This window comes from Pseudomonas versuta, assembly GCF_001294575.1.
Taxonomy (GTDB): domain Bacteria; phylum Pseudomonadota; class Gammaproteobacteria; order Pseudomonadales; family Pseudomonadaceae; genus Aquipseudomonas; species Aquipseudomonas versuta.
In genome coordinates, this window is sequence record NZ_CP012676.1 from 1,863,501 (window position 1) to 1,883,418 (window position 19,918).

Here is a 19,918-nt window from a genome sequence, read left to right on the forward strand (position 1 = left end):
GCATGAGCGCTCCAGTTACGTTACTGGCTGTTGAAAATCTACAGATTCGCGTCGGTACAGAGGGTCCGCTGGCTGTCGATGACTTCAGCTTCAACATGGCCCCCGGCGAGATCGTTGCGCTGGTGGGCGAGTCGGGCAGCGGCAAGACCATGGCCGCCCGCGCTGTCATTGGCTTGCTGCCGACGCCGATGCAGGTGTGCGGCGGTCGCATCACCTTTCAGGGCAAACCGCTCAATACCGCTGATACCAAGGGCATGCGCGAGGTACGGGGGGCGCGGATCGGCATGGTATTCCAGGAGCCGATGGTGTCGCTCAACCCGGCCCTGACGATTGGTCGGCAGATGAGTGAGGCGCTCAAGCTGCACACCACGCTGGACGCCGCAACGATCCGCGAGCGTTGTATCGCAATGCTGCAGCGCATTGGCATCAAGGACGCCGAGAAATGCCTGGCGTCCTACCCGCACCAGTTCTCTGGCGGCATGCGCCAACGCATCATGCTCGCCTCGGTGATGTTGCTGCGCCCGGCACTGCTGATCGCCGACGAGCCGACCACAGCGCTCGATTGCCTGGCACAGCTGGAAGTGATCGAGCTGATGCTGGAACTGACCCGCGAGCAGGGCACCGCGATCCTGTTTATCAGCCACGACCTGTCCCTGGTGGCGCGTTATGCCCACAAGGTGGTGGTGATGCGCTCGGGCAAAGCCGTGGAGCAGGGCCGTATCGAAGATATCCTGTTGGCGCCAAAGGCTGACTACACCCGCCAACTGCTCGAGGCACTGCCACGCCGCGGGGAACTGGTGCCAGTGCCGGCCTGCGACAACGCGTTGTTGCAGGTTCAGGATGTGTGTATCGAGCATCCTGGCCCCCGCAGTTTCTGGGGGCGCAGCGTGCCAAAGCGCGTGGTGCATTCGGTGAACCTGAGCATCGCCCCGGGGGAGACCCTGGCCCTGGTCGGTGGCAGCGGTTCGGGCAAAACCACCCTGGGACGTGCGGTGGTCGGGCTGGTCACGCCATGCGCCGGGGCGATCGTGTTTCAAGGGGTGGACATCCTCAAGGCCGCCAACCGTGCGCACCGCCTGCAATGCCAGATGATTTTCCAGGACCCGTATTCATCCCTGGACCCGCGCATGACCGTCGGCCAGATCATCGCCGAACCGTTGCGCCACGAACCGGGGCTGACGCCTGCGCAAAAACGTCAGCGGGTTACCGACACCCTGCTGGACGTGGGCTTGCCAGAGCAGTTCCGCGAGCGCTTTGCCCATCAACTCTCCGGCGGTCAACGCCAGCGCGTGGCAATTGGCCGGGCGCTGGTCAGGCGGCCCAGGCTGGTGATCGCCGACGAGCCGATTTCGGCGCTGGACATGACCATCCAGAAGCAGATCCTCGAACTGTTCGAGCGCTTGCAACGCCAGTACGGGTTTGCCTGCCTGTTTATTTCCCACGACCTCTCGGCGGTGGAGCGCATCGCCCATCGTGTGGCGGTGATGAACCAGGGCGAGGTGGTTGAAATTGGCTCGCGCGACAGTATTTTCGACACCCCGCAACACCCCTATACCCGTCGGCTACTCGCGGCGGCCAGCCCCTTGGAGAAGCGTGCGGATGGCAGTTACCGGCTCCGTGCCAGCGTGATTTAGCGACTGCTGCACCCCAGGCCATGGCGTTCAAACCCCACCCTTCGCAAATCGGTGATTGGCGAAGCGGGCGAAGCCATGGCCGAAGAAAACAAAAATAACCCTACTCAACCTGTCTGCCAGGAACGTACACATGAACAACCGCATCAACAAAGTCGTCACCAGTGCCGCAGTCATGGGCGCCAGTTTCATGCCCGTGTTTGCCCAGGCCGACTTCGTCTCCGACAGCAAAGCTGCACTTGAATTGAAGAACTATTACTTCAACCGCGACTACCGCGAATCCAGCGGGCAGAACAAGCGCGAGGAGTGGGCACAGGGCTTTATCCTCAACGTTGAGTCGGGCTTCACCGAGGGGACAGTCGGATTTGGTCTCGACGTGGTCGGCATGCTGGGTCTAAAGCTCGATTCCAGCCCCGACAATTCAGGCACCGGGCTGCTGGCGCGCTCAAGCGTGGCCGAGCCGGGCGCCCCCAGCTATGCCCGCCGCGCCCATGACAACTACTCCAAGCTCGGTATCACCGGCAAGGCGCGCCTGGCCCAAAGCGAGCTGCGGGTGGGTTACATGGTGCCCGACCTGCCGACCCTGCAACCGAACCTCAGCCGTCTGTTCCCACAGAGTTTCAGTGGTACGGCGCTGACCTCCAAAGACATCGACAACCTGACGTTGAGCGTGGGGCAACTGGACCAGGTCAAGCAGCGTGACTCGACTCACTACGAGGACATGGGGCTTACCAGCCAGTACGGCGCCTACAAAAGCAGCGCCAAGAGCGATGAATTCCGCTACGCCGGCGGCGATTACAAGCTGACGCCGACCACCGTGGTCACCTACCAGTTCGCGCAACTGGAGAGCCTGTACCAACAGCATTATCTGGGGTTGAAAAACAGCTTCAAGTGGGGCCCCGGTACGTTCAAGACCGACATCCGTTACTTCAGTGCCAGCGAAGACGGCGCGGCGCTTGCCGGCAAAGTGGATAACCGTGCGTTGAGTACCCGGGTGGGCTACGGCCTCAATGGCCACAACCTGAGCGGCGGATACCAGCAACAGTACGGCGCGACACCGTTCACCTATGTCGACGGCACCAACACTTACCTGTTCACCGAGTACCAACTGGCCAACTTCTCCCAGACCAACGAACGGGTGTGGCATGCCCGCTATGACTATGACTTTGCCGTACTGGGCGTACCGGGCCTGCTGTTTTCGACGCGTTATGCCAAGGGCGATAACGCCAAGGTCATCGGCTTCAACGGGGAAGGGCGTGAATGGGAGCGTGATTTAAGCCTGGGCTATGTGGTGCAGAGCGGCACCTTCAAGAACGTGTCGCTGCGTTGGCAGAACGCCAGCGCCACCAGCAACTTTGCCCGCGACACCAATGAGAATCGAGTGATCCTGGGTTACAGCCTGGCGCTCTGGTAGTGGTAACGGCGTGCGACAGGGTGAGCCTGTCGCGCGCCCAAGCAGTGGAATGAGGGGATAGATCAGATGACGAGTTTGCCGTTGCGGCGGGCATCGCCCAGTCAACAACGCGTATCGGCGCGTGGCGTGAGTGATTTCATCGATGGGGTGAACGCTGCGGGCCTGGAATTGCACAGCTTCATGCTGTATCGCGACGGCGCGGTGGTGGCCGAAGCGTTTTGGGCACCTTACCGTGCCGACCGGCTGCACGTTCAGCACTCGGCCACCAAGAGCTGGGTATCGATGGCCATCGGGCTGCTGGTGGATGACGGCTTGCTGTCGCTAGACGCCAGGGTTGTCGGCTTTTTCGCCGCCGACTGCCCGGCACACATCAGCGAGCACATGGCGGCCATGACCGTGCGCGATTTGCTGACCATGCGCACCGGCCATCGCCAGGGGATTTCTGGCGGGGCCTGGCGTGGGCGCAGTGAAAGCTGGGTCAGATTGTTCCTCAACGAGCCGGTCGAAGACCCGCCAGGACAGCGCTTCATCTACAGCAGCGCGTCGAGTTTCATGCTCTCGGCGATCGTCAGCGTGGTCAGCGGCCAGACCGCCTTTGAACTGTGCAACGCACGCATCTTCCAGCCCATGGGCATGGGCCGCATTGACTGGGACCTGGCGCCTGGCGGCTACAACACCGGCGGTAACGGCTTGAGTTGCAGCACCGAAGATTTGCTCAAGTTCGGCGTGCTGCACTTGCAGCAAGGCAACTGGCAAGGGCAGCAACTGCTGTCCAGTGAGTGGGTGGCCGAGGCCACGCGCGGGCATGTCGAGGATGTGTGGATGGGCGCCTTCGATGGCAAGCGCTACCTGGGCCGCGACGAGTCCGGCGACGCCGGTATCACCCGCCGCGAGGGCTACGGCTACCAGTGGTGGATGACCCTGCACGGTGGCTATTACGCCTCCGGGGTGTTTGGCCAGCAGTGCATTGTGCTGCCGGAGCAGAACGCGGTGATTGCCTTTACTGCCGGGCTGCCATTGGGCGAACGGCGCTTGCACAGCCTGCTGTGGGAACACCTGTTGCCTGCGCTGGACGGGCCGGCCGACAGCGCGGCAGACCCGGGGCTGGCGGCGCTGTTGGCCCGCCAGCAGCGGCCGTCTCTGTCTGGCGCATCGACCTCATCGCGCCAGGCCGGGTTCAGCGGCACGTTCGTGATGCAGGCCAATGAAGATCAGGTCAGCCAGGTGCGTCTGGTGTTTGGTGCCGGCTTCTGCGACTTCTACCTCACCGACCCGCGAGGCACCCACTGCATCCGCGCCGGGTTCGCCGACGCCATCGAAAGCCGGACCAGCATGACCGGCCACTATCTGCATCACCAATACCAGCCGGACATGACCCCGGTAGTGGCGCAAGCGGTCTGGACCGAAGACGGGGCGCTGAGCATGAGCTGGCAATTTGTCGAAACGGCCTTTTGTGACCGCGTCATCTGCCGGCTTGAGCACGGCACCTTGTCTGTGGACCGCAGCGTCAACGTTAACGCAGGTCCGTTGCAGCGCCCGACGCTGAGCGGACATCCCGCAACCGCTTTTCAGGAGTCACCATGAACGATCTTTCCCACCCGGCAGGTACCGCGAGCAGCGCGTTCTGGGCGCCGTTTACCCCGATGCGCCAGTTCCAGCAACAACCGATGATGTTCACCAGCGCCGACGGGATGTACTACACCACCAGCGATGGCCGTCGCGTGCTGGATGCGATGGCCGGGTTGTGGTGTGTCAACGCCGGGCATGGCCAGGCAAAAATTGTCGAAGCCATTCGCGAGGCCGCGGGGCGCCTGGACTTTGTTTCGTCATTCAAGATGAGTCACCCCCAGGCCCTGGAGATGGCCGAGCGCCTGATCGAAATCAGCCCGGCGGGTATGGAGCAAGTGTTCTTCACCAATTCGGGTTCCGAAGCGGTGGACACCGCCCTGAAGATCGCCCGGGCGTATCACCAGGCCCGAGGCGACAGCCGCCGCACCAAGTTTATCGGGCGTGCCAAGGGCTACCACGGCATGGGTTTCGGTGGCCTGTCGGTGTCGGGTATCGGCCGCCAGAAGCGTGACTTTGGTCCGCTGCTGGGGGAGGTCTCACACCTGCCGCTGCCGTACGACGCGGGCATGCGTTTCAGCGCGGGGCAGCCGCAGCAGGGCGAGAGTTATGCCGATGCGTTGACGCAACTGCTGGATATCCAGGACCCGGGCACCGTGGCCGCCGTCATCGTCGAGCCGGTGACGGGCTCGGGTGGGGTGTATCCGCCGCCTCTGGGGTATTTGCAACGCTTGCGCGAGATCTGCACCCACCACGGCGTGCTGTTGATATTCGATGAAGTAATTACCGGCTTTGGCCGCGTTGGCGCCAGCTTCGCCGCCCAGGCTTTCGGCGTGACGCCGGACCTGATCACCACAGCCAAAGGCTTGACCAACGGCGCCGTACCGATGGGGGGCGTGCTGGTCAGTGGCGCGGTATACGAAGCGTTCATGGCCGGGCCGCCGAACGTCATCGAGCTCATGCACGGTTATACCTATTCGGCGCACCCGCTGGCGTGTGCGGCCGGGCTGGCGACCATCGAGGTGCACCGCGAACTGGGCATCAATGAGCACGTCAACGCGGTCAGCGGCCTCTGGCAGTCTACCGCGCTGGCACTGCAGGGCGTTGGGCCGGTACTGGATGTGCGCGCCATCGGCTTGCTCTGCGCCGTCGAACTTGAGCCGCGCCCCGGTGCTGGCGGCGCCCGTGGCAGCGAAGTGGCGCAGTGGTGCTTTGAGCATGGCGTGCTGGTACGCGGCTCGGGCGACACCATCGTGATCTCGCCGCCGCTGGTGATCAGCCCGCAGGAGATTGCCCAGGTGTTTGACACCTTGGCAGGTGCTTTGAATCAGGTGGCCTGAGGGGAGTCGACGGCATGTCCGATCTGTTTGAGTTCTATATTGACGGCGCCTGGGTCAAACCCCACGGCGAAACCGTCGAAACGGTGGTGAACCCGTCCACCGAACAGGTGGTCGCGCGCATCATCCTGGGTGACGCGCAGGATGCGGACCGTGCAGTCAGCGCGGCCCGCCAGGCTTTCCCGGCGTACGCCGGCAGTTCACTTGAGGCACGCATTGACCTGCTGCACAGCATCATCGAGGTCTACAAAGGCTACAGCGAAGCGTTGATCGAAGCGGTGCACCTGGAGATGGGCGCGCCGCTGTCCCTGGCGCGCAGCGCCCATGTACCGGCGGGCCTTGGCCACCTGGTGCAGGCGCTGGAGGTGTTGCGCGAGTACCGTTTCGAACGTCGCCTGGGCAATACGCTGGTGGTGCGTGAGCCCATTGGCGTGAGTGCCCTGATCACCCCGTGGAACTGGCCGCTCAACCAGCTCACCTGCAAGCTCGCGCCAGCCCTGGCGGTGGGCTGCACCCTGGTACTCAAGCCGAGTGAGCGTGCGCCTTTGTCGGCGCATATCCTCGCTCAGATATTGCATGAAGCCGGCGTGCCCAAAGGGGTATTCAACCTGGTCCACGGCGACGGCCCTGGGGTGGGAGCCGCACTGGCCCGTCATGCTGACGTGGATATGGTGTCCTTTACCGGCTCGACCCGGGCCGGTATCGCCGTGGCCAGGATGGCCGCCGATACGGTCAAGCGTGTATCCCAGGAGCTGGGCGGCAAATCCGCGAATATCCTGCTCGACGATGCCGACCTGCCGAGTGCGGTGCGCCACGGCGTGCTGGGCTGTATTCGCAACAGCGGCCAGTCGTGCAATGCACCGACGCGCTTGCTGGTGCCTCGTGTGCAGCAACAGGCGGTGATTGATATCGCCCGGCAAGTGCTGGACCAGGTGTGCTTCGACGACAGTGAGCCGACCTCAGCCATAGGCCCGGTGGCTAACGCCATGCAGTTCGAACGGGTACAGGCCATGATCGCGCAGGCCATTGCCGAGGGGTCGCGGTTGGTCGCCGGAGGACCGGGACGACCCCATGGGATTGAGCGTGGCTACTACGTGCAACCGACGATATTTGCCGATGTCACCCCGGACATGCTGGTGGCGCGAGAAGAAATCTTCGGCCCGGTGCTGGCGATCATGCCGTACGACAGCGAAGCCGAGGCCATCGCCATTGCCAACGACAGCCCTTACGGCTTGTCGGGGTACGTCACCTCGGCAAGCCTGGAGCGCAGCCGCCAAGTTGCACGCCAACTGCGCACCGGCATGGTCCACCTCAACGGTGCACGGGCCGACCAGGCCGCGCCGTTTGGCGGCTATAAGCAGTCGGGTAACGGGCGTGAGTGGGGTGAGTCGGGGTTTGACGAATACCTGGAGAGCAAGTCGCTGTTCGGGTATTAGCTGCACGTCAGGTCAGACCGTGTGTCCATCGGCAGTGGGAGGCCTGCTTTTCATTTGCAGGGCAAGTGCGCCGATGGCCACACCTGCTGCAGCGGCGCCTGCTATGGGGATATAGGCGAGCCCGAAATGGGTAATCACCCAGCCTGCACCTATGCCTCCCAACGCCGTTCCGAGGTTGAACGACGCAATATTAAGCCCTGAAGCCACTGCACTGGACTGCGGAGTGTAGTGGTGTGCCAGGCGCAGCATGCGCAGGGTCGACAGGGTCACTATGGCAAAGAACACCACTCCCAATAGCCCCACCAGCGTTAACGTGGCAATCATCGAATCGCCCCAGAGGTACAACCCCAACAGATTAAGCATCAATGCCGTCAACCCGCCGAGCAAACATCGATCGGCGTCGAAGGCATCCACGAGATAGCCGCCCAGCAAATTGCCGAGAATGGAGCAGATTCCGAACACCAGCATCGCCAGGCTCAGAACCTGCGGCGGGACACGGGTGATGTCCAGCAGGAACGGCGATACGAAGGTAAAGAATGAAAAAGTCGCCACGCTCACCAGCATCGCGATCGTGGCAGCCCCCAACAGTTCAGGGTGCAACAGGGCCGCGAGGCTTTGTTTCAGGTCTGTGGTGCGGGGACTCGCGCAACGGGGTTGCTGGCGCATCAGCAGCACCAGGCCCAGGGTGCTGATCAGGCCCAGGCCGCCGATGGCCAGGAACACCATGCGCCATGACCAGTAGCTGGCGAAGAAGGTGCCCAGAGGCACGCCAAAGGCGATTGAAAGGGTCAGGCCCATCCATACCAGCGATAGCGCTCGCCCTGCGCGCACCGGGTCGACCCGTTTGACCGCCGCGTTGGAGGCCACGGCCATGAATACCCCATGCGCGAGGCCGATGATGAAACGCACGCCATGCAAGGTCAGTACATCGGGCGCCAGACTGATGGCCACGCTGCCGGCGGCAAGCACGCCGAGGGTCAGCAACAAGACGGTTTTGTCGCGCCAGTTGGCCAACAGGGCGGTGATGATCGGGGCGCCGATGGCGGCGCCCAAGGCATAGGCGGCGATGGCTGAGCCAACTTGCGAGATGGACTCATGCAAGTCCATCGAGATCGCCGACACCAGGCCGGCAACAACGAATTCGGACAAGCCGAAGGTAAAAGTACAAAGCGAAAAAATGTAGATGACGGCTGGCATAAAAACTCGGTTGTGGGGGAAGGGCGCAACCCGTGCTTGCAAAGGTAGGGGGATAGTGCGGCGCCAAAAGTCAGATGAGAAATACTTTAAAAGTCTCTGTTTAATACTATTGGCGGGGCTTAGTTGTTTTTTGATGGCGCGAGTATTAATCCGCGGTGAATGGCTGGTTTAGTTGTGATGTTCGGCAGGTTGGCGTATCACGGGGCGGCACGATCCTGAATAAATAACAGGTCGATTACTCAAGTATCGGTTTTTCTCGCTGACAGCTGCAGGCGCTTGCCAATAGACGTGAAAGTAGTTTGCTTTATCGGTCGGCTCGCCAATGTTCGCTGGGGCTTTTTAACGGGGAGCAAGTGCATGTCCGTTCATAACCATTATCTGCACCGTTGATGACGGCCGGGCCGCCAGGTTATTGATCCCGCGCACTGGCGTCGCGAGCTTGAACAGCCTGCTGGCACTCTAACTGACCTGGGTGGCCAGCATCCCCTCGACACGGGGACCGGCGTTGAAGTCGAGCATTGAAATGAAGCTGTCCATCAACGGTGATTCGTTGTCGATGTTCCAGCTCATATACAGGCCGATGGCCGGGTTGGGGGAGGCGGTCACGGGGTTGATCCGGCGGAACAGGACCTTGTCGCGCATGATGGAGCCGGCAATCGACTCAGGCACCAGTGCAACGCCGAAACCGCAGGCCACCAAGCCGATCAAGGTCTGGATCTGCGCAGCCTCCTGCACCACCCTGGGGTAAAAACCGGCGGCTTCACACAAGGCGATCAACTGACTGTGATAGCCGATGCCCAGGGCTTGGGGGGTGAATACGAAGTCTTCCCCGGCGAAATCCCTCAAGTCAATCCGACCTTCCTTCGCCTTCGGGTGATCGGCGGGCAGCGCCATCACGATCTCTTCGTCCAGCAGCAGGCGTGACTGGACGTTTTGCGCCGAGATCGGCAACTTGCGCATGAAGGCAATATCCGCTTCACCCGACAGAATGGCCCTGGCCTGGCTGGAAGAGGGCATCTCCTTGATGATCAACTGGACGTTGGGGTAGGACTCGCGGAACTGGCGCAAGGTACTGAGCAGTGACTCGTAGTAGGCGATCGACAACGCAGTCACCGTGAGTTTGCCGGCAATGCCCTGGGACACCTGGCGGGCGTGAACATCGCCACGTTGTACGTTTGATCCAAAAACTTGCAAGTGCTGTGGAGCAGGCCAGTATGCCGCGGGGATGTTTGCGGATGAGCCTTGCGATAAATAATCGTCAGGGGATCATTTGGATTGAACATCAGCTTGATATGAAGCATGTATCAATTTGCGTCGCCGTTAGTATTAAACAATGTGCATATACATTGTCAGGCTGAGGCAGCACCCAAGAACAAACCGATATCTTGATTAACAACGTCGGTCGGGTCGGTTATCAAGCAACTGAAGAGGCCGACCCAACAACTGGAAGTGAATGGAGCTTCATGGTAGGTGGAAGGGCAGAAATGATCAGATAACAGCCTGTCCGACGACACCTACAGACTCTCCGGGTCACCAAAGAACATCTGAATTCTCGAGCGCAACCAGCGCTCTCCGGGGTCGTTGTCCTGGGCGCCGCGCCATGCCATGTGCAGTTCAAAGGCCGGGGTGTCCAGCGGCGGGTCTTCAGCGCGAACGCCGCCGGCGGCGGTCAGGGCTTCGGCGGTGTAGTCGGGCACGGTGGCGATGATGTCGGTCCCGGCGAGCAGGGTGCTCAGGCCATTGAACTGCGGCACGGCCAGCACCACGTGGCGCTTGCGGCCCATTTTTTCCAGCTCGGTGTCCATGAAGCCGCTCAGGTCGCCGGCAAAGGAAACCAGGGCATGGGGGCGGGCGCAGAAGTCGTCCAGGCTTAACGGGCCGGGTACGGTGTCTGCACGCAACAGCTTGGGTTTGCTGCGGCGCAATACCTTGCGCTTGGCATTGGCCGGCAGGTCGCTGGTATAGCTCACGCCCACTGAAATTTCGCCGGAAGCCAGCAGCGGCGGCATCAGGATGTAATTGACCCGGCGTACTACCAGTACGATGCCGGGCGCTTCTGCGCGCAAGCGCTTGAGCAACATGGGCAGCAGCGCAAATTCCACATCATCTGACAGGCCAATCCGGAATACCGAGGTGCTGGTGGCCGGGTTGAACTCCGAGGCGCGGCTCACGGCCGTGGAAATTGAGTCCAGGGCCGGAGACAGCAGGGCGAAAATTTCGATCGCCCGGGCCGTCGGTTCCATGCTGCGCCCGGTACGCACGAACAGCGGGTCGTCGAACAGGTTGCGCAGGCGTGAAAGTGCCGCACTGATGGCCGGCTGCCCTAGAAACAGTTTCTCGGCAGCGCGGGTCACACTGCGCTCATGCATCAGGGTTTCGAAGACGATCAGCAAATTCAGATCGACGCGACGCAAGTCGTTACGGTTCATCTGGCAGGCTTCACAGGCGGTTCAACACAGGGGTAGGTAACGGATCTTACTGGCAAAACTTGTAAATCGACACTCGGTAGATTGGCTTTCTGCGTTTTTACTGGGCGCAGTGCGGTTTGCGGACGGACAAAATGGCTGCCGATCAATGTCAGGCATGTCGACTATTAATGCTGTCTGTTAGTCTTGTGCACAAAGCCCGGATAAAGTCCGTGGCATTAGCGATTAATTAGGCGAGGTTTGTAATGTCGCGCACGATCCGTTTTCACAAGTTTGGCCCGGCCGAGGTACTCACGTGCGAAGAGCACGAGGTCGCTGCGCCTGCGGCTGGCGAAGTGCAGGTCCGTGTCCAGGCCATTGGTATCAGCTGGTATGACGTGCTCTGGCGGCAGAACCTGGCCCCGAGCCACGCCCGTTTGCCTGCGGGTATCGGCCATGAAATGGCTGGTGTGGTGACTGCGGTCGGCCCCGGTGTTACGGATTTGTCGGTAGGTGACAAGGTCGCGAGCTTTCCCGGCCAGAGTCCCAACGACTATCCCACCTATGGCGAACTGATCGTGATGCCGCGTTCGGTCCTCACGCGCTATCCGGATGTGCTGACCCCGGTTGAGGCCAGTGTGCATTACACGCCTTTGCTGATTGCCTACTTTGCCTATGTCGATCTGGCGCGGGTCAAGCCCGGGCAGACCGTGCTGATCACCGATGCCAGCCACTGTGCCGGCCCTTCGTTCGTGCAGTTGGGCAAGGCCCTGGGGGTCAAGGTCATTGCGGCGACCCGTGATGGCGCTGAGCGTGAAGGTTTGCTGGCCCTGGGTGCAGACAATGTCATTGTCACCGAGGAGCAGGACTTGCTGATGCAAATCAACAAGATCACTGACAACAAAGGTGTCGACGTGGTACTTGATGGCCTTGGCGGCCCGCAAATGTCGTTGCTTGGAGACGTGCTGGCACCCCGAGGCAGTCTGGTTCTGTATGGCCTGCAAGGTGGCAATAACACGCCGTTCCCGGCGTGTGCGGCGTTCCAGAAAAACATCCAGTTCTTTGTGCACTGTATTGGTAACTTCACTGGCAAGCCGGAACTGGGTATTGCCCAGGACGAAGAGGCGATGCAACGGGCGCTGCGTGAAATCAACCAGTTGACCGCCGACCGGGTGCTGTTGCCACTGGAGGTACGGGTATTCCCCTTTGAAGACTTCGTCGAGGCGCATCGCTACATGGACGATTGCCCTTGCCGCGGGCGGGTTGCATTACAACTGGCCAGCGACTGAAACAGCAACGGCCCTGAGTGCAAGGCTCAGGGGCGTTGATTTTGCTGGAGCAAGCTTGGCCGCGATGCTGGGTCAGACGCAACACCGCGTGGCCTGGATCGCTGGCAAGCCAGGCTCCCACAGGTCATTGCGCCAACCCCCCCCATTTTGCATTCACAACCCGAACCACTCATCCAATAGGATTTGCCAGAGCACCGGGCAAACTGCTATCTGTACGCATATCCAGTACTCAACATCAGTGGTTTGTTCTGCCCGTGATTTCCGACCCTCTTGAAGACCCGCTCTATTACCTTAAAAACTTCCAGCACGTGCTCGACTGGATCGCGAGCCGGTACAGCGATGTATTAAGTACCGAGGAGCAGCAGTTCATTGCCGGCTTTGCCTTGTTGCCCAACGCCTCCCGGGCGCTGTGGGTGCGCATGGTGATGCGAAAGGGGCAACATTTTCGCGCAAGCAAACTCGCCTATCCGGAAATCGGCGATCCCTGCCAGGCGGCAGCCCCCCTGATCGCGCTGGGCTGGGTGGATGATCAGGCGCCGCTGGCCCTGACGGATCTGTTTGACGTGCTGACCAAGCCGGAAATTCACGCCCGGTTCGGCGCCCATCTCACCCGGCCCAAGGGTAAAAAAACCGATTGGCTGGAGGACCTGGCGGGCGACTTCCCGCACATGCAGAGCCTGTGCGCATGGCACCCCACGCTGCAAGAACCGCTTTACAGCCTTGGTAACCGGGCGCTGGGCGATCGCTTGCGGCTGATGTTCTTTGGCAACCTCAGCCAGGGCTGGTCAGACCTGGTGTTGGCCGATCTGGGGCTGTTCACCTACGAAAAGGTTGATATCAGCCCCGAGTCACGGGCCTTGCGCTGCCGGGCCGATATTGACGGTTATCTGCATCTCTATGCCTGTCGCGAACAGTTTGAAAGTGCTGGCGATGTGAATGCCGTGCTGCCAGCGGTGCTGGACTACGTGGCAGACAATCCCTGGCTACAACGGCGCCGGGCCCGCTTGCTGTTCCAGTTCGGCCAGCACCACGAACGGGCAGGGGAGCTGGCGCGGGCACTGGAGGTTTACCAGCACTGCGGGCACCCCGAGGGGCGCCTGCGCATGATCCGGGTACTTGAATTGCTGGAGCAATACCCACAGGCCATGACCCTGGCAGACGCTGCGCAAGGTGCGCCGTTCAACGACGCCGAGCATCAGCAATTGCAACGCATGCTCCCGCGGCTGCGACGCAAGCTCGGCATGCCGGCGCTGGTGCGAACCAAACCCAGGCCCCCTGAACGGTTGGACCTGAGCCTGGAGCGCATTGAGGCAACCTCGGTCGAGTTCAGGGTGGTGGCACATCTGCACACGCCGCACGAGCCAGTGCATTACGTTGAAAACACCTTGATCAACGGGTTGTTCGGGCTGCTGTGCTGGCCGGCCATTTTTGCACCGCTGCCCGGGGCATTTTTTCATCCGTACCAAAGCGGCCCGGCCGATTTGCTGGAACAAGACTTCTACCTGCGCCGCGCCGCCTTGTTCGAAGCCTGTCTGGCGCAGCTCGATAACGGCCAGTACCTGAAGACTGTCCGCGATGTGTATAGCGCCAAGTTCGGCGTGCAATCACCCTTTGTGGCCTGGAACTATCTGAGCGAGGCGCTGCTGGAAGACGCACTGACGTGCCTGCCGCCCGCGCATTTGAAGGTCTGGTTCCTGCGCCTGCTGCAGGACATCAAGGCCAACCGCTCGGGCATGCCGGACTTGATCCAGTTTTGCCCGGCGCAAAAAACCTACCGCATGATCGAAGTCAAAGGCCCGGGTGACCGCTTGCAGGACAACCAGCTGCGCTGGCTGGACCTTTGCGAGCAACATCAAATGCCAGTGACCGTTTGTTACGTGCAATGGCAGGAACCGGGCACTTGAGCTATCGCGTTGCAGTCCGTGCCTTGTGCGAGTTCACGGCCAAGGCCGGCGACCTGGATTTGCGCTTCACCCCGTCGCCTACGGCCCAGCAGGGGATTGCCGGGCACCGCACCGTAGCTTCCCGGCGCAGTGCCGGGTATCAGGCCGAGTTGAGCCTGGAAGGTGAGTTCGGTGCCTTGACCGTGCGGGGCAGGGCGGACGGCTATGACCCGGCGGCCAATGTTCTGGAGGAAGTCAAAACCTATCGCGGCGATTTCACGGCGATACCGGCCAATCACCGCCACTTGCACTGGGCTCAGGCCCGGGTCTACGGCTGGCTGTTGTGTCAAAGCCTGCAGTTGCCCGAGGTCAACCTGGCGCTGGTGTATTTCGATATCGTCAGCGAGCAGGAAACCCGGCTGCAGGAAACCTGGAGCGCTGCCCGGCTGCAGGCGTTCTTCAATCAGCAATGCACGTTGTTTTTGACCTGGGCCGATCAGGAAATGGCCCATCGTCAGGCGCGGGATGCGGCTGCACGCACCATGGCGTTCCCCCACGCGCAGTTCCGTACCGGGCAAAGGGCCCTGGCCGAAGCGGTATACAAGACGGCCAGCGGCGGTCGCTGCCTGATGGCCCAGGCGCCCACCGGGATTGGTAAAACCATCGGCACCCTGTTCCCCTTGCTCAAGGCCATGCCTGCTCGGCAACTCGACAAATTGCTGTTTTTGACGGCCAAGACCCCTGGGCGAAAGTTGGCTCTGGATGCGGCCCGGGTGCTCTATCCGCAAGCAGCCAACACACCTTTGCGGGTTCTGGAACTGGTGGCCCGCGACAAGGCCTGCGAATACCCGCAGAACGCCTGCAATGGCGACTCCTGCCCGCTGGCCAAGGGCTTTTATGATCGCCTGCCCGCCGCGCGGCTGGCGGCGGTCGCACATTCGCCACTGGACCAGCAGACGTTGCGCGATGTCGCACTGGCGCATCAGGTCTGCCCTTACTACCTGAGCCAGGAGATGGCGCGTTGGGCAGACCTGGTCATTGCCGATTACAACTATTACTTCGATTTCACCGCCTTGCTGTATGGCCTGGCCCAGGCCAACCAGTGGCGGGTCGCGACGCTGGTGGATGAAGCGCACAACCTGGTGGAGCGCGCCCGCCAGATGTACAGCGCCAGCCTTGACCAGCAAACCCTCAACAGCGTGCGTCAGGACGCCCCGGCCGCGCTGGACAAGGTGTTCAAGCGCCTCAATCGGGAATGGAATGCCCTGCACAAGGAGCAGGTCGGGCCTTATCAGGTACACGGGCAATTGCCGGCCAAATGGCTCAATGCCTTGGCGGGCTGTATCACCGCCATTGGCGACTACCTCAACGATCACCCCCAGGGCCTGGCCGGCAATCTGCAAGGCTTCTACTTTGACGCACTGCAATTCAACCGCGTGGCGGAGTTGTTTGATCCGCACTTTCTGTTCGACGTCAGCCTCACTGAAAGCGGCAAAAAACGCCTGTCACAACTCAACCTGCGCAATATTGTGCCGGCCCCTTTTATCGGGCCACGACTGGCCAGCGCGCAAAGCAATGTGTTGTTTTCCGCCACCCTGAGCCCGCGCACGTATTACACCCACTTGCTGGGGTTGCCCACCGATGCTGTGTGGATCGATGTCGAGTCACCGTTCCATGCCCGGCAACTGGCGGTGCATGTGGTGAGCCGGATATCCACCCGGTTTGTGCATCGCCAGGCCTCGCTGGAACCCATAGTGGAGCTGATCGCCACACAGTTTGCGCAGCGCCCCGGCAACTATCTGGCCTTTTTCAGCAGCTTTGATTACCTGCAACAGGTGGCCGGGCTGCTTGCCGAACGCTACCCGCACCTACCGCAGTGGGCGCAGTCGCGGCGTATGGATGAAGCGGCGCGCCAGGGGTTTCTCGATCAATTCACGCTCACGGGCCAGGGCATAGGTTTTGCGGTGCTGGGCGGGGCGTTTGGTGAAGGTATCGACTTGCCCGGAGCACGGCTGATCGGCGCCTTTGTCGCGACCCTGGGGCTGGCACAGCTGAATCCGGTCAATGAGCAGATCAAACAGCGCATGGCCGCGCTGTTTGGCGCCGGCTATGACTACACCTACCTGTATCCGGGGCTGCAAAAAGTGGTTCAGGCTGCCGGGCGGGTGATTCGCACCCAGGACGATCAAGGCACGCTGTTTCTGATTGACGACCGTTTTGCAGAGGCCAAGGTGCAACAGCTGTTCCCGCGTTGGTGGCAGTTGGGTTGAGAGCACAACCTTATGGCACACTGCTGCGCCAGGGTGCATGAGGCGCCTTGTTCAAGCAGTGGAGTTTTTTCGATGAGCATCAAACGTTTCGGTACCGGCGCAGTTGGCGCAGGTGGTCAGCCTTTACCTTTCGCCCGTGCTGTTGAAGCCGATGGCTGGCTGCATGTATCTGGCCAGGTGGCCATGGAAAACGGTGAAATCATCAACGGCGGGATTGTTGAGCAAACCCACAAGACCATGCAAAACCTGATCGCGATTCTTGAAGAAGCCGGTTATGGCCTTGAAGACGTGGTGCGTGCAGGCGTGTGGTTGCAGGATCCGCGTGACTTCTGGAGTTTCAACAAGGTGTTTGCCTCGTACTTCAAAAGCGAACATGCCCCGGCCCGTGCTTGTGTCCAGGCGATGATGATGGTGGATTGCCGGGTCGAAATCGACTGCGTCGCCTACAAGGCCAAGCGCTAAGCGCTAAGCGCTAAGCAGCTCGCAATAAAAACAAAACGTGAGGAATTGAGTGTGTCGATGAAGTTGAACAAAGCCCTGGTACTCAAAGGCGCTGCCGACCCCGCCGACCATCTAGTCCGAGATGTCAGTTTGCCGGCGCTGGTGATTCACCGTGATCCCCTGGAGCACAATATTCGCTGGATGCAGGACTTCGTCTCCCGCAGCGGCGCGCAACTGGCCCCCCATGGCAAAACCAGCATGTGCCCGGCGTTGTTTCGCCGCCAGTTGGAGCAGGGCGCCTGGGGCATGACCCTGGCCAGTGCGGTGCAGACCTGCACGGCCTATGCCGGGGGCGTGCGCCGGGTGTTGATGGCCAACCAATTGGTCGGCCGCGCCAATATGGCGCTGATCGCCGATTTGCAGCAAGACGTGACCTTCGAATTTCACTGCATGGTCGACCATCCGGATAACGTGCAAGCGCTGGGCGCATTTTTTGCCGAGCGTGGTCAGCGCCTGAACGTCATGATCGAATACGGCGTGGTCGGCGGACGTTGTGGCTGTCGCACCGAGCAACAGGTACTCGACCTGGCCGCTGCGATCAGGGCACAACCGGCGCTGGCCCTGACCGGGATCGAAGGTTACGAGGGGGTGATTCACGGCGATCAGGCGGTCAGCGGCATTCGTGCGTTTGCCGCGTCCCTGGTACGCCTGGCCCTTGAGCTGCAACAGGATGGCGCGTTTGCGCTGGACAAGCCGATCATCACGGCGTCGGGTTCGGCCTGGTATGACCTGATCGCCGAAGGTTTTGAAGCCGAAGCGGCCAGCGGGCGTTTCCTGAGCATCCTGCGCCCCGGCAGTTATGTGGTGCACGACCACGGGATCTACAAGGACGCCCAGTGCTGCGTACTGGATCGACGCAGCGACTTGCATGAAGGCCTGCGCCCGGCGCTGGAAGTCTGGGCCCATGTCCAGTCGTTGCCGGAACCGGGCTTTGCCGTGATAGCGCTGGGCAAACGCGATGTGGCCTACGATGCGGGCTTGCCAATGCCGTTAAAACGTTACCGCGAAGGTGTACTGCCGGCGGTCGGTGATGATGTCAGTGCCTGCACGGTCACGGCGGTGATGGATCAGCACGCTTTCATGACCATTGCTGCGGGCACTGAACTGAAGGTAGGCGACATCATCAGTTTTGGTACCTCGCATCCTTGCCTGACGTTCGACAAATGGCGTACGGGCTGCCTTGTGGATGAGCAACTGAATGTCGTTGAGAGCCTAGAAATAGTGTTCTGAAACCTGCGCACCAGGCTTCTGTAGGAGCGAGCTTGTCTCGCGAGCTGTTAGCGGCAGAAAAGCTCGCGAGCAAGCTCGCTCCTACAGGGGGGCTAGCGGTGTTTCAGTCGCGGTAGAACACTTGCACCAGGTGATAGCCGAACTTGCTTTTGATCGGTCCGTGCACCACCCGCAACGGCTTTTTGAAGATGATCTGGTCGATAACGCCCACCATCTGCCCCGGCCGAACCTCCCCCAAATCACCCCCACGCTTGCCCGACGGGCAGGTGGAGAATTTTTTCGCCAAAACGTCAAAGGCTTCGCCCTTGGCGATGCGTTGCTTGAGCGACTCGGCTTCTTCGGCGGTTTTCACCAGGATATGGCGGGCTTGAGCTTTCATGGGGCGTATACCTTGAAACTGTGGGGCAAATTGCGCGGTCGCGGATTATGCCTGAGTTTTGCTGTCGTAGCGCGGCAGGTACAGGCGCACGCAGGTGCCGTTGTCGATTTCGCTGCTGATCGTCACATGACCGCCAGACTGGCGGGCAAAGCCGTAAATCATTGATAGCCCCAGACCGGTACCCTGACCCACAGGCTTGGTGGTGAAAAAGGGGTCAAATGCCTTGGCCAGGATGTCCGGCGACATACCGCTGCCGTTATCGCAGACCTCAAGCAACACATACTCACCGGACTTGACCGCTTCGAGGGTGCTCAGATGACTGGCATCCAGGTAGCTGTTAGCGGTTTTGACCACCAGTGTCCCACCCTCGGGCATGGCATCGCAGGCATTGATAATCAGGTTGAGCAGGGCGCTTTCAAGCTGGCCGGTATCGGTGTTGACCGCCCAGATGTCTTTGCCCAGTTCAACCTTCAGGTCGATGTGTGAACCCTTGGTACGGCTGAACAGCTCCTGCAGTGAAATCACCAGAGCATTAGGGTCCAGAGGTTTACGGTCCAGAGCCTGGCGGCGTGAAAACGCCAGCAGGCGATGGGTCAGGGCGGCTGCCCGTTGCGCTGAAGCGACGGCGGCATCGGTAAAGCGGCCTATCTCGTCACTGCGTCCGGCCGCGATATAACGCTTGGCCAGGTCCAGGCTGGCAATGATGCCGGTCAGCATGTTGTTGAAGTCGTGGGCGATACCGCCGGTCAACTGGCCAACCGCCTCCATTTTCTGCGCATGCCGGAGGGTGTCTTCAATCCTTTCGCGTTCGATCATCTCGCGCTGCAGTTGATCGTTGGCTTCGGCCAGGGCTTGGGTACGCTCCGTGACACGCTCTTCAAGGGTGTCATTAAGTTCACGCAAGGCTTGTGCGGTGCGCTTGATTGCCGTTCGGCGCCGGGATGTCTGGACCGCAATCATCAAAATACCGGCCACCTTGTCCGCTTCATCGAAAACGGGACTGAAGGTCAGGTCCAGCCACAGCTCGGTTGCCAGATGCTGGTCCGGGAGCACGTAGTACTGGTCTGTATACGAACGGTTTTCACCTGCCAGTACGGCGTCGATGATCGGCTGGCTGTATTCACGGAACTCCGGCCAGCAGCGCTGCATGGGCTGGCCAAAGACGCCCGGGTGCTTGTTGCCCGCCAGCGCTGCAAAACTGTCGTTGTAAATCTGGGTCAGTTGCTCGCCCCAAAGCAGCAACATCGGCAGCGGGGAATTGAGTACAAGCTGCGCGCTGGTGCGCAAGCTCTGAGGCCAGTTTGCGACTTCACCCAAGGGGCTGCGGGCTAATGCCCCACGTTGGCTGACAGTAAATACGGCGCTCATGGATAAGTCCCG

The 19,918-nt window shown here is 60.9% G+C and carries 14 protein-coding genes and 1 pseudogene; 10 read left to right on the plus strand and 5 right to left on the minus strand.

Features of this window, described 5'->3' with window-relative positions; all coding sequences use genetic code 11:
• The first annotated feature begins 2 nt into the window (after window positions 1-2).
• From AOC04_RS08335 to AOC04_RS08355, 5 genes are all read left to right on the plus strand, one after another.
• Entirely contained in the window at window positions 3-1,634 is a 1,632-nt protein-coding gene (locus AOC04_RS08335; RefSeq protein WP_060692330.1) for an ABC transporter ATP-binding protein, read from the plus strand.
• 130 nt (window positions 1,635-1,764) lie between these two features.
• Complete coding sequence (locus tag AOC04_RS08340) at window positions 1,765-3,045, plus strand: OprD family porin (protein WP_060692332.1); 1,281 nt, start codon at window positions 1,765-1,767, stop codon at window positions 3,043-3,045.
• 66 nt (window positions 3,046-3,111) lie between these two features.
• Entirely contained in the window at window positions 3,112-4,629 is a 1,518-nt protein-coding gene (locus AOC04_RS08345) for a serine hydrolase domain-containing protein (RefSeq protein WP_060692334.1), read from the plus strand.
• On the plus strand, window positions 4,626-5,951 hold the full coding sequence (gene aptA, locus AOC04_RS08350) for an omega-aminotransferase AptA (protein ID WP_060692336.1): 1,326 nt from the start codon (window positions 4,626-4,628) through the stop codon (window positions 5,949-5,951). The genes AOC04_RS08345 and aptA overlap by 4 nt, the downstream gene beginning before the upstream one ends.
• Window positions 5,952-5,965: 14 nt before the next feature.
• Window positions 5,966-7,384, plus strand: a complete 1,419-nt coding sequence (locus tag AOC04_RS08355; RefSeq protein WP_060692338.1) for an aldehyde dehydrogenase family protein — start codon at window positions 5,966-5,968, stop codon at window positions 7,382-7,384.
• A gap of 12 nt (window positions 7,385-7,396) precedes the next feature.
• Here the strand turns inward: AOC04_RS08355 and AOC04_RS08360 are convergent, their stop codons facing one another.
• The 3 genes from AOC04_RS08360 to AOC04_RS08370 all read right to left on the minus strand — a co-directional run bounded on the left by AOC04_RS08360 (window position 7,397) and on the right by AOC04_RS08370 (window position 11,010).
• Window positions 7,397-8,581, minus strand: a complete 1,185-nt coding sequence (locus AOC04_RS08360) for an MFS transporter (RefSeq protein WP_060692340.1) — start codon at window positions 8,579-8,581, stop codon at window positions 7,397-7,399.
• Window positions 8,582-9,040: 459 nt separating this feature from the next.
• Window positions 9,041-9,775 carry a LysR family substrate-binding domain-containing protein gene (locus AOC04_RS08365; RefSeq protein WP_237178898.1) on the minus strand — a complete coding sequence of 245 codons (735 nt, stop codon included), beginning with the start codon at window positions 9,773-9,775 and terminating at the stop codon, window positions 9,041-9,043.
• Window positions 9,776-10,095: 320 nt separating this feature from the next.
• A complete protein-coding gene (locus AOC04_RS08370) occupies window positions 10,096-11,010 on the minus strand; it encodes a LysR family transcriptional regulator (protein WP_003445313.1) in 915 nt (304 codons plus the stop codon).
• A 242-nt stretch (window positions 11,011-11,252) separates the two neighbouring features.
• Between AOC04_RS08370 and AOC04_RS08375 the strand changes: the two genes are divergently transcribed.
• From AOC04_RS08375 to AOC04_RS08395, 5 genes are all read left to right on the plus strand, one after another.
• On the plus strand, window positions 11,253-12,275 hold the full coding sequence (locus AOC04_RS08375) for a zinc-dependent alcohol dehydrogenase family protein (RefSeq protein WP_060692342.1): 1,023 nt from the start codon (window positions 11,253-11,255) through the stop codon (window positions 12,273-12,275).
• Between the two features lie 254 nt (window positions 12,276-12,529).
• Window positions 12,530-14,179: a VRR-NUC domain-containing protein gene (locus AOC04_RS08380; RefSeq protein ID WP_060692344.1), complete on the plus strand. Its 1,650-nt coding sequence runs from the start codon at window positions 12,530-12,532 to the stop codon at window positions 14,177-14,179.
• Window positions 14,176-16,428 (plus strand): ATP-dependent DNA helicase, encoded by a 2,253-nt coding sequence (locus tag AOC04_RS08385; RefSeq protein ID WP_060692346.1) that lies wholly within the window; start codon window positions 14,176-14,178, stop codon window positions 16,426-16,428. Before AOC04_RS08380 ends, AOC04_RS08385 begins: the two co-directional genes overlap by 4 nt.
• A 72-nt stretch (window positions 16,429-16,500) precedes the next feature.
• Window positions 16,501-16,890, plus strand: coding sequence for a RidA family protein (locus AOC04_RS08390; RefSeq protein WP_060692348.1), 390 nt, complete (start codon window positions 16,501-16,503; stop codon window positions 16,888-16,890).
• A gap of 57 nt (window positions 16,891-16,947) precedes the next feature.
• On the plus strand, window positions 16,948-18,159 hold the full coding sequence (locus tag AOC04_RS08395) for an amino acid deaminase (protein ID WP_060692351.1): 1,212 nt from the start codon (window positions 16,948-16,950) through the stop codon (window positions 18,157-18,159).
• Window positions 18,160-18,262: 103 nt separating this feature from the next.
• Here the strand turns inward: AOC04_RS08395 and AOC04_RS08400 are convergent, their stop codons facing one another.
• Together AOC04_RS08400 and AOC04_RS08405 are read right to left on the minus strand one after the other, a co-directional pair.
• Window positions 18,263-18,538: a peptidylprolyl isomerase gene (locus AOC04_RS08400; protein ID WP_003445327.1), complete on the minus strand. Its 276-nt coding sequence runs from the start codon at window positions 18,536-18,538 to the stop codon at window positions 18,263-18,265.
• 69 nt (window positions 18,539-18,607) lie between these two features.
• Window positions 18,608-19,906, minus strand: a pseudogene (locus AOC04_RS08405) (ATP-binding protein); the annotation flags it as partial.
• Window positions 19,907-19,918: the final 12 nt, after the last annotated feature.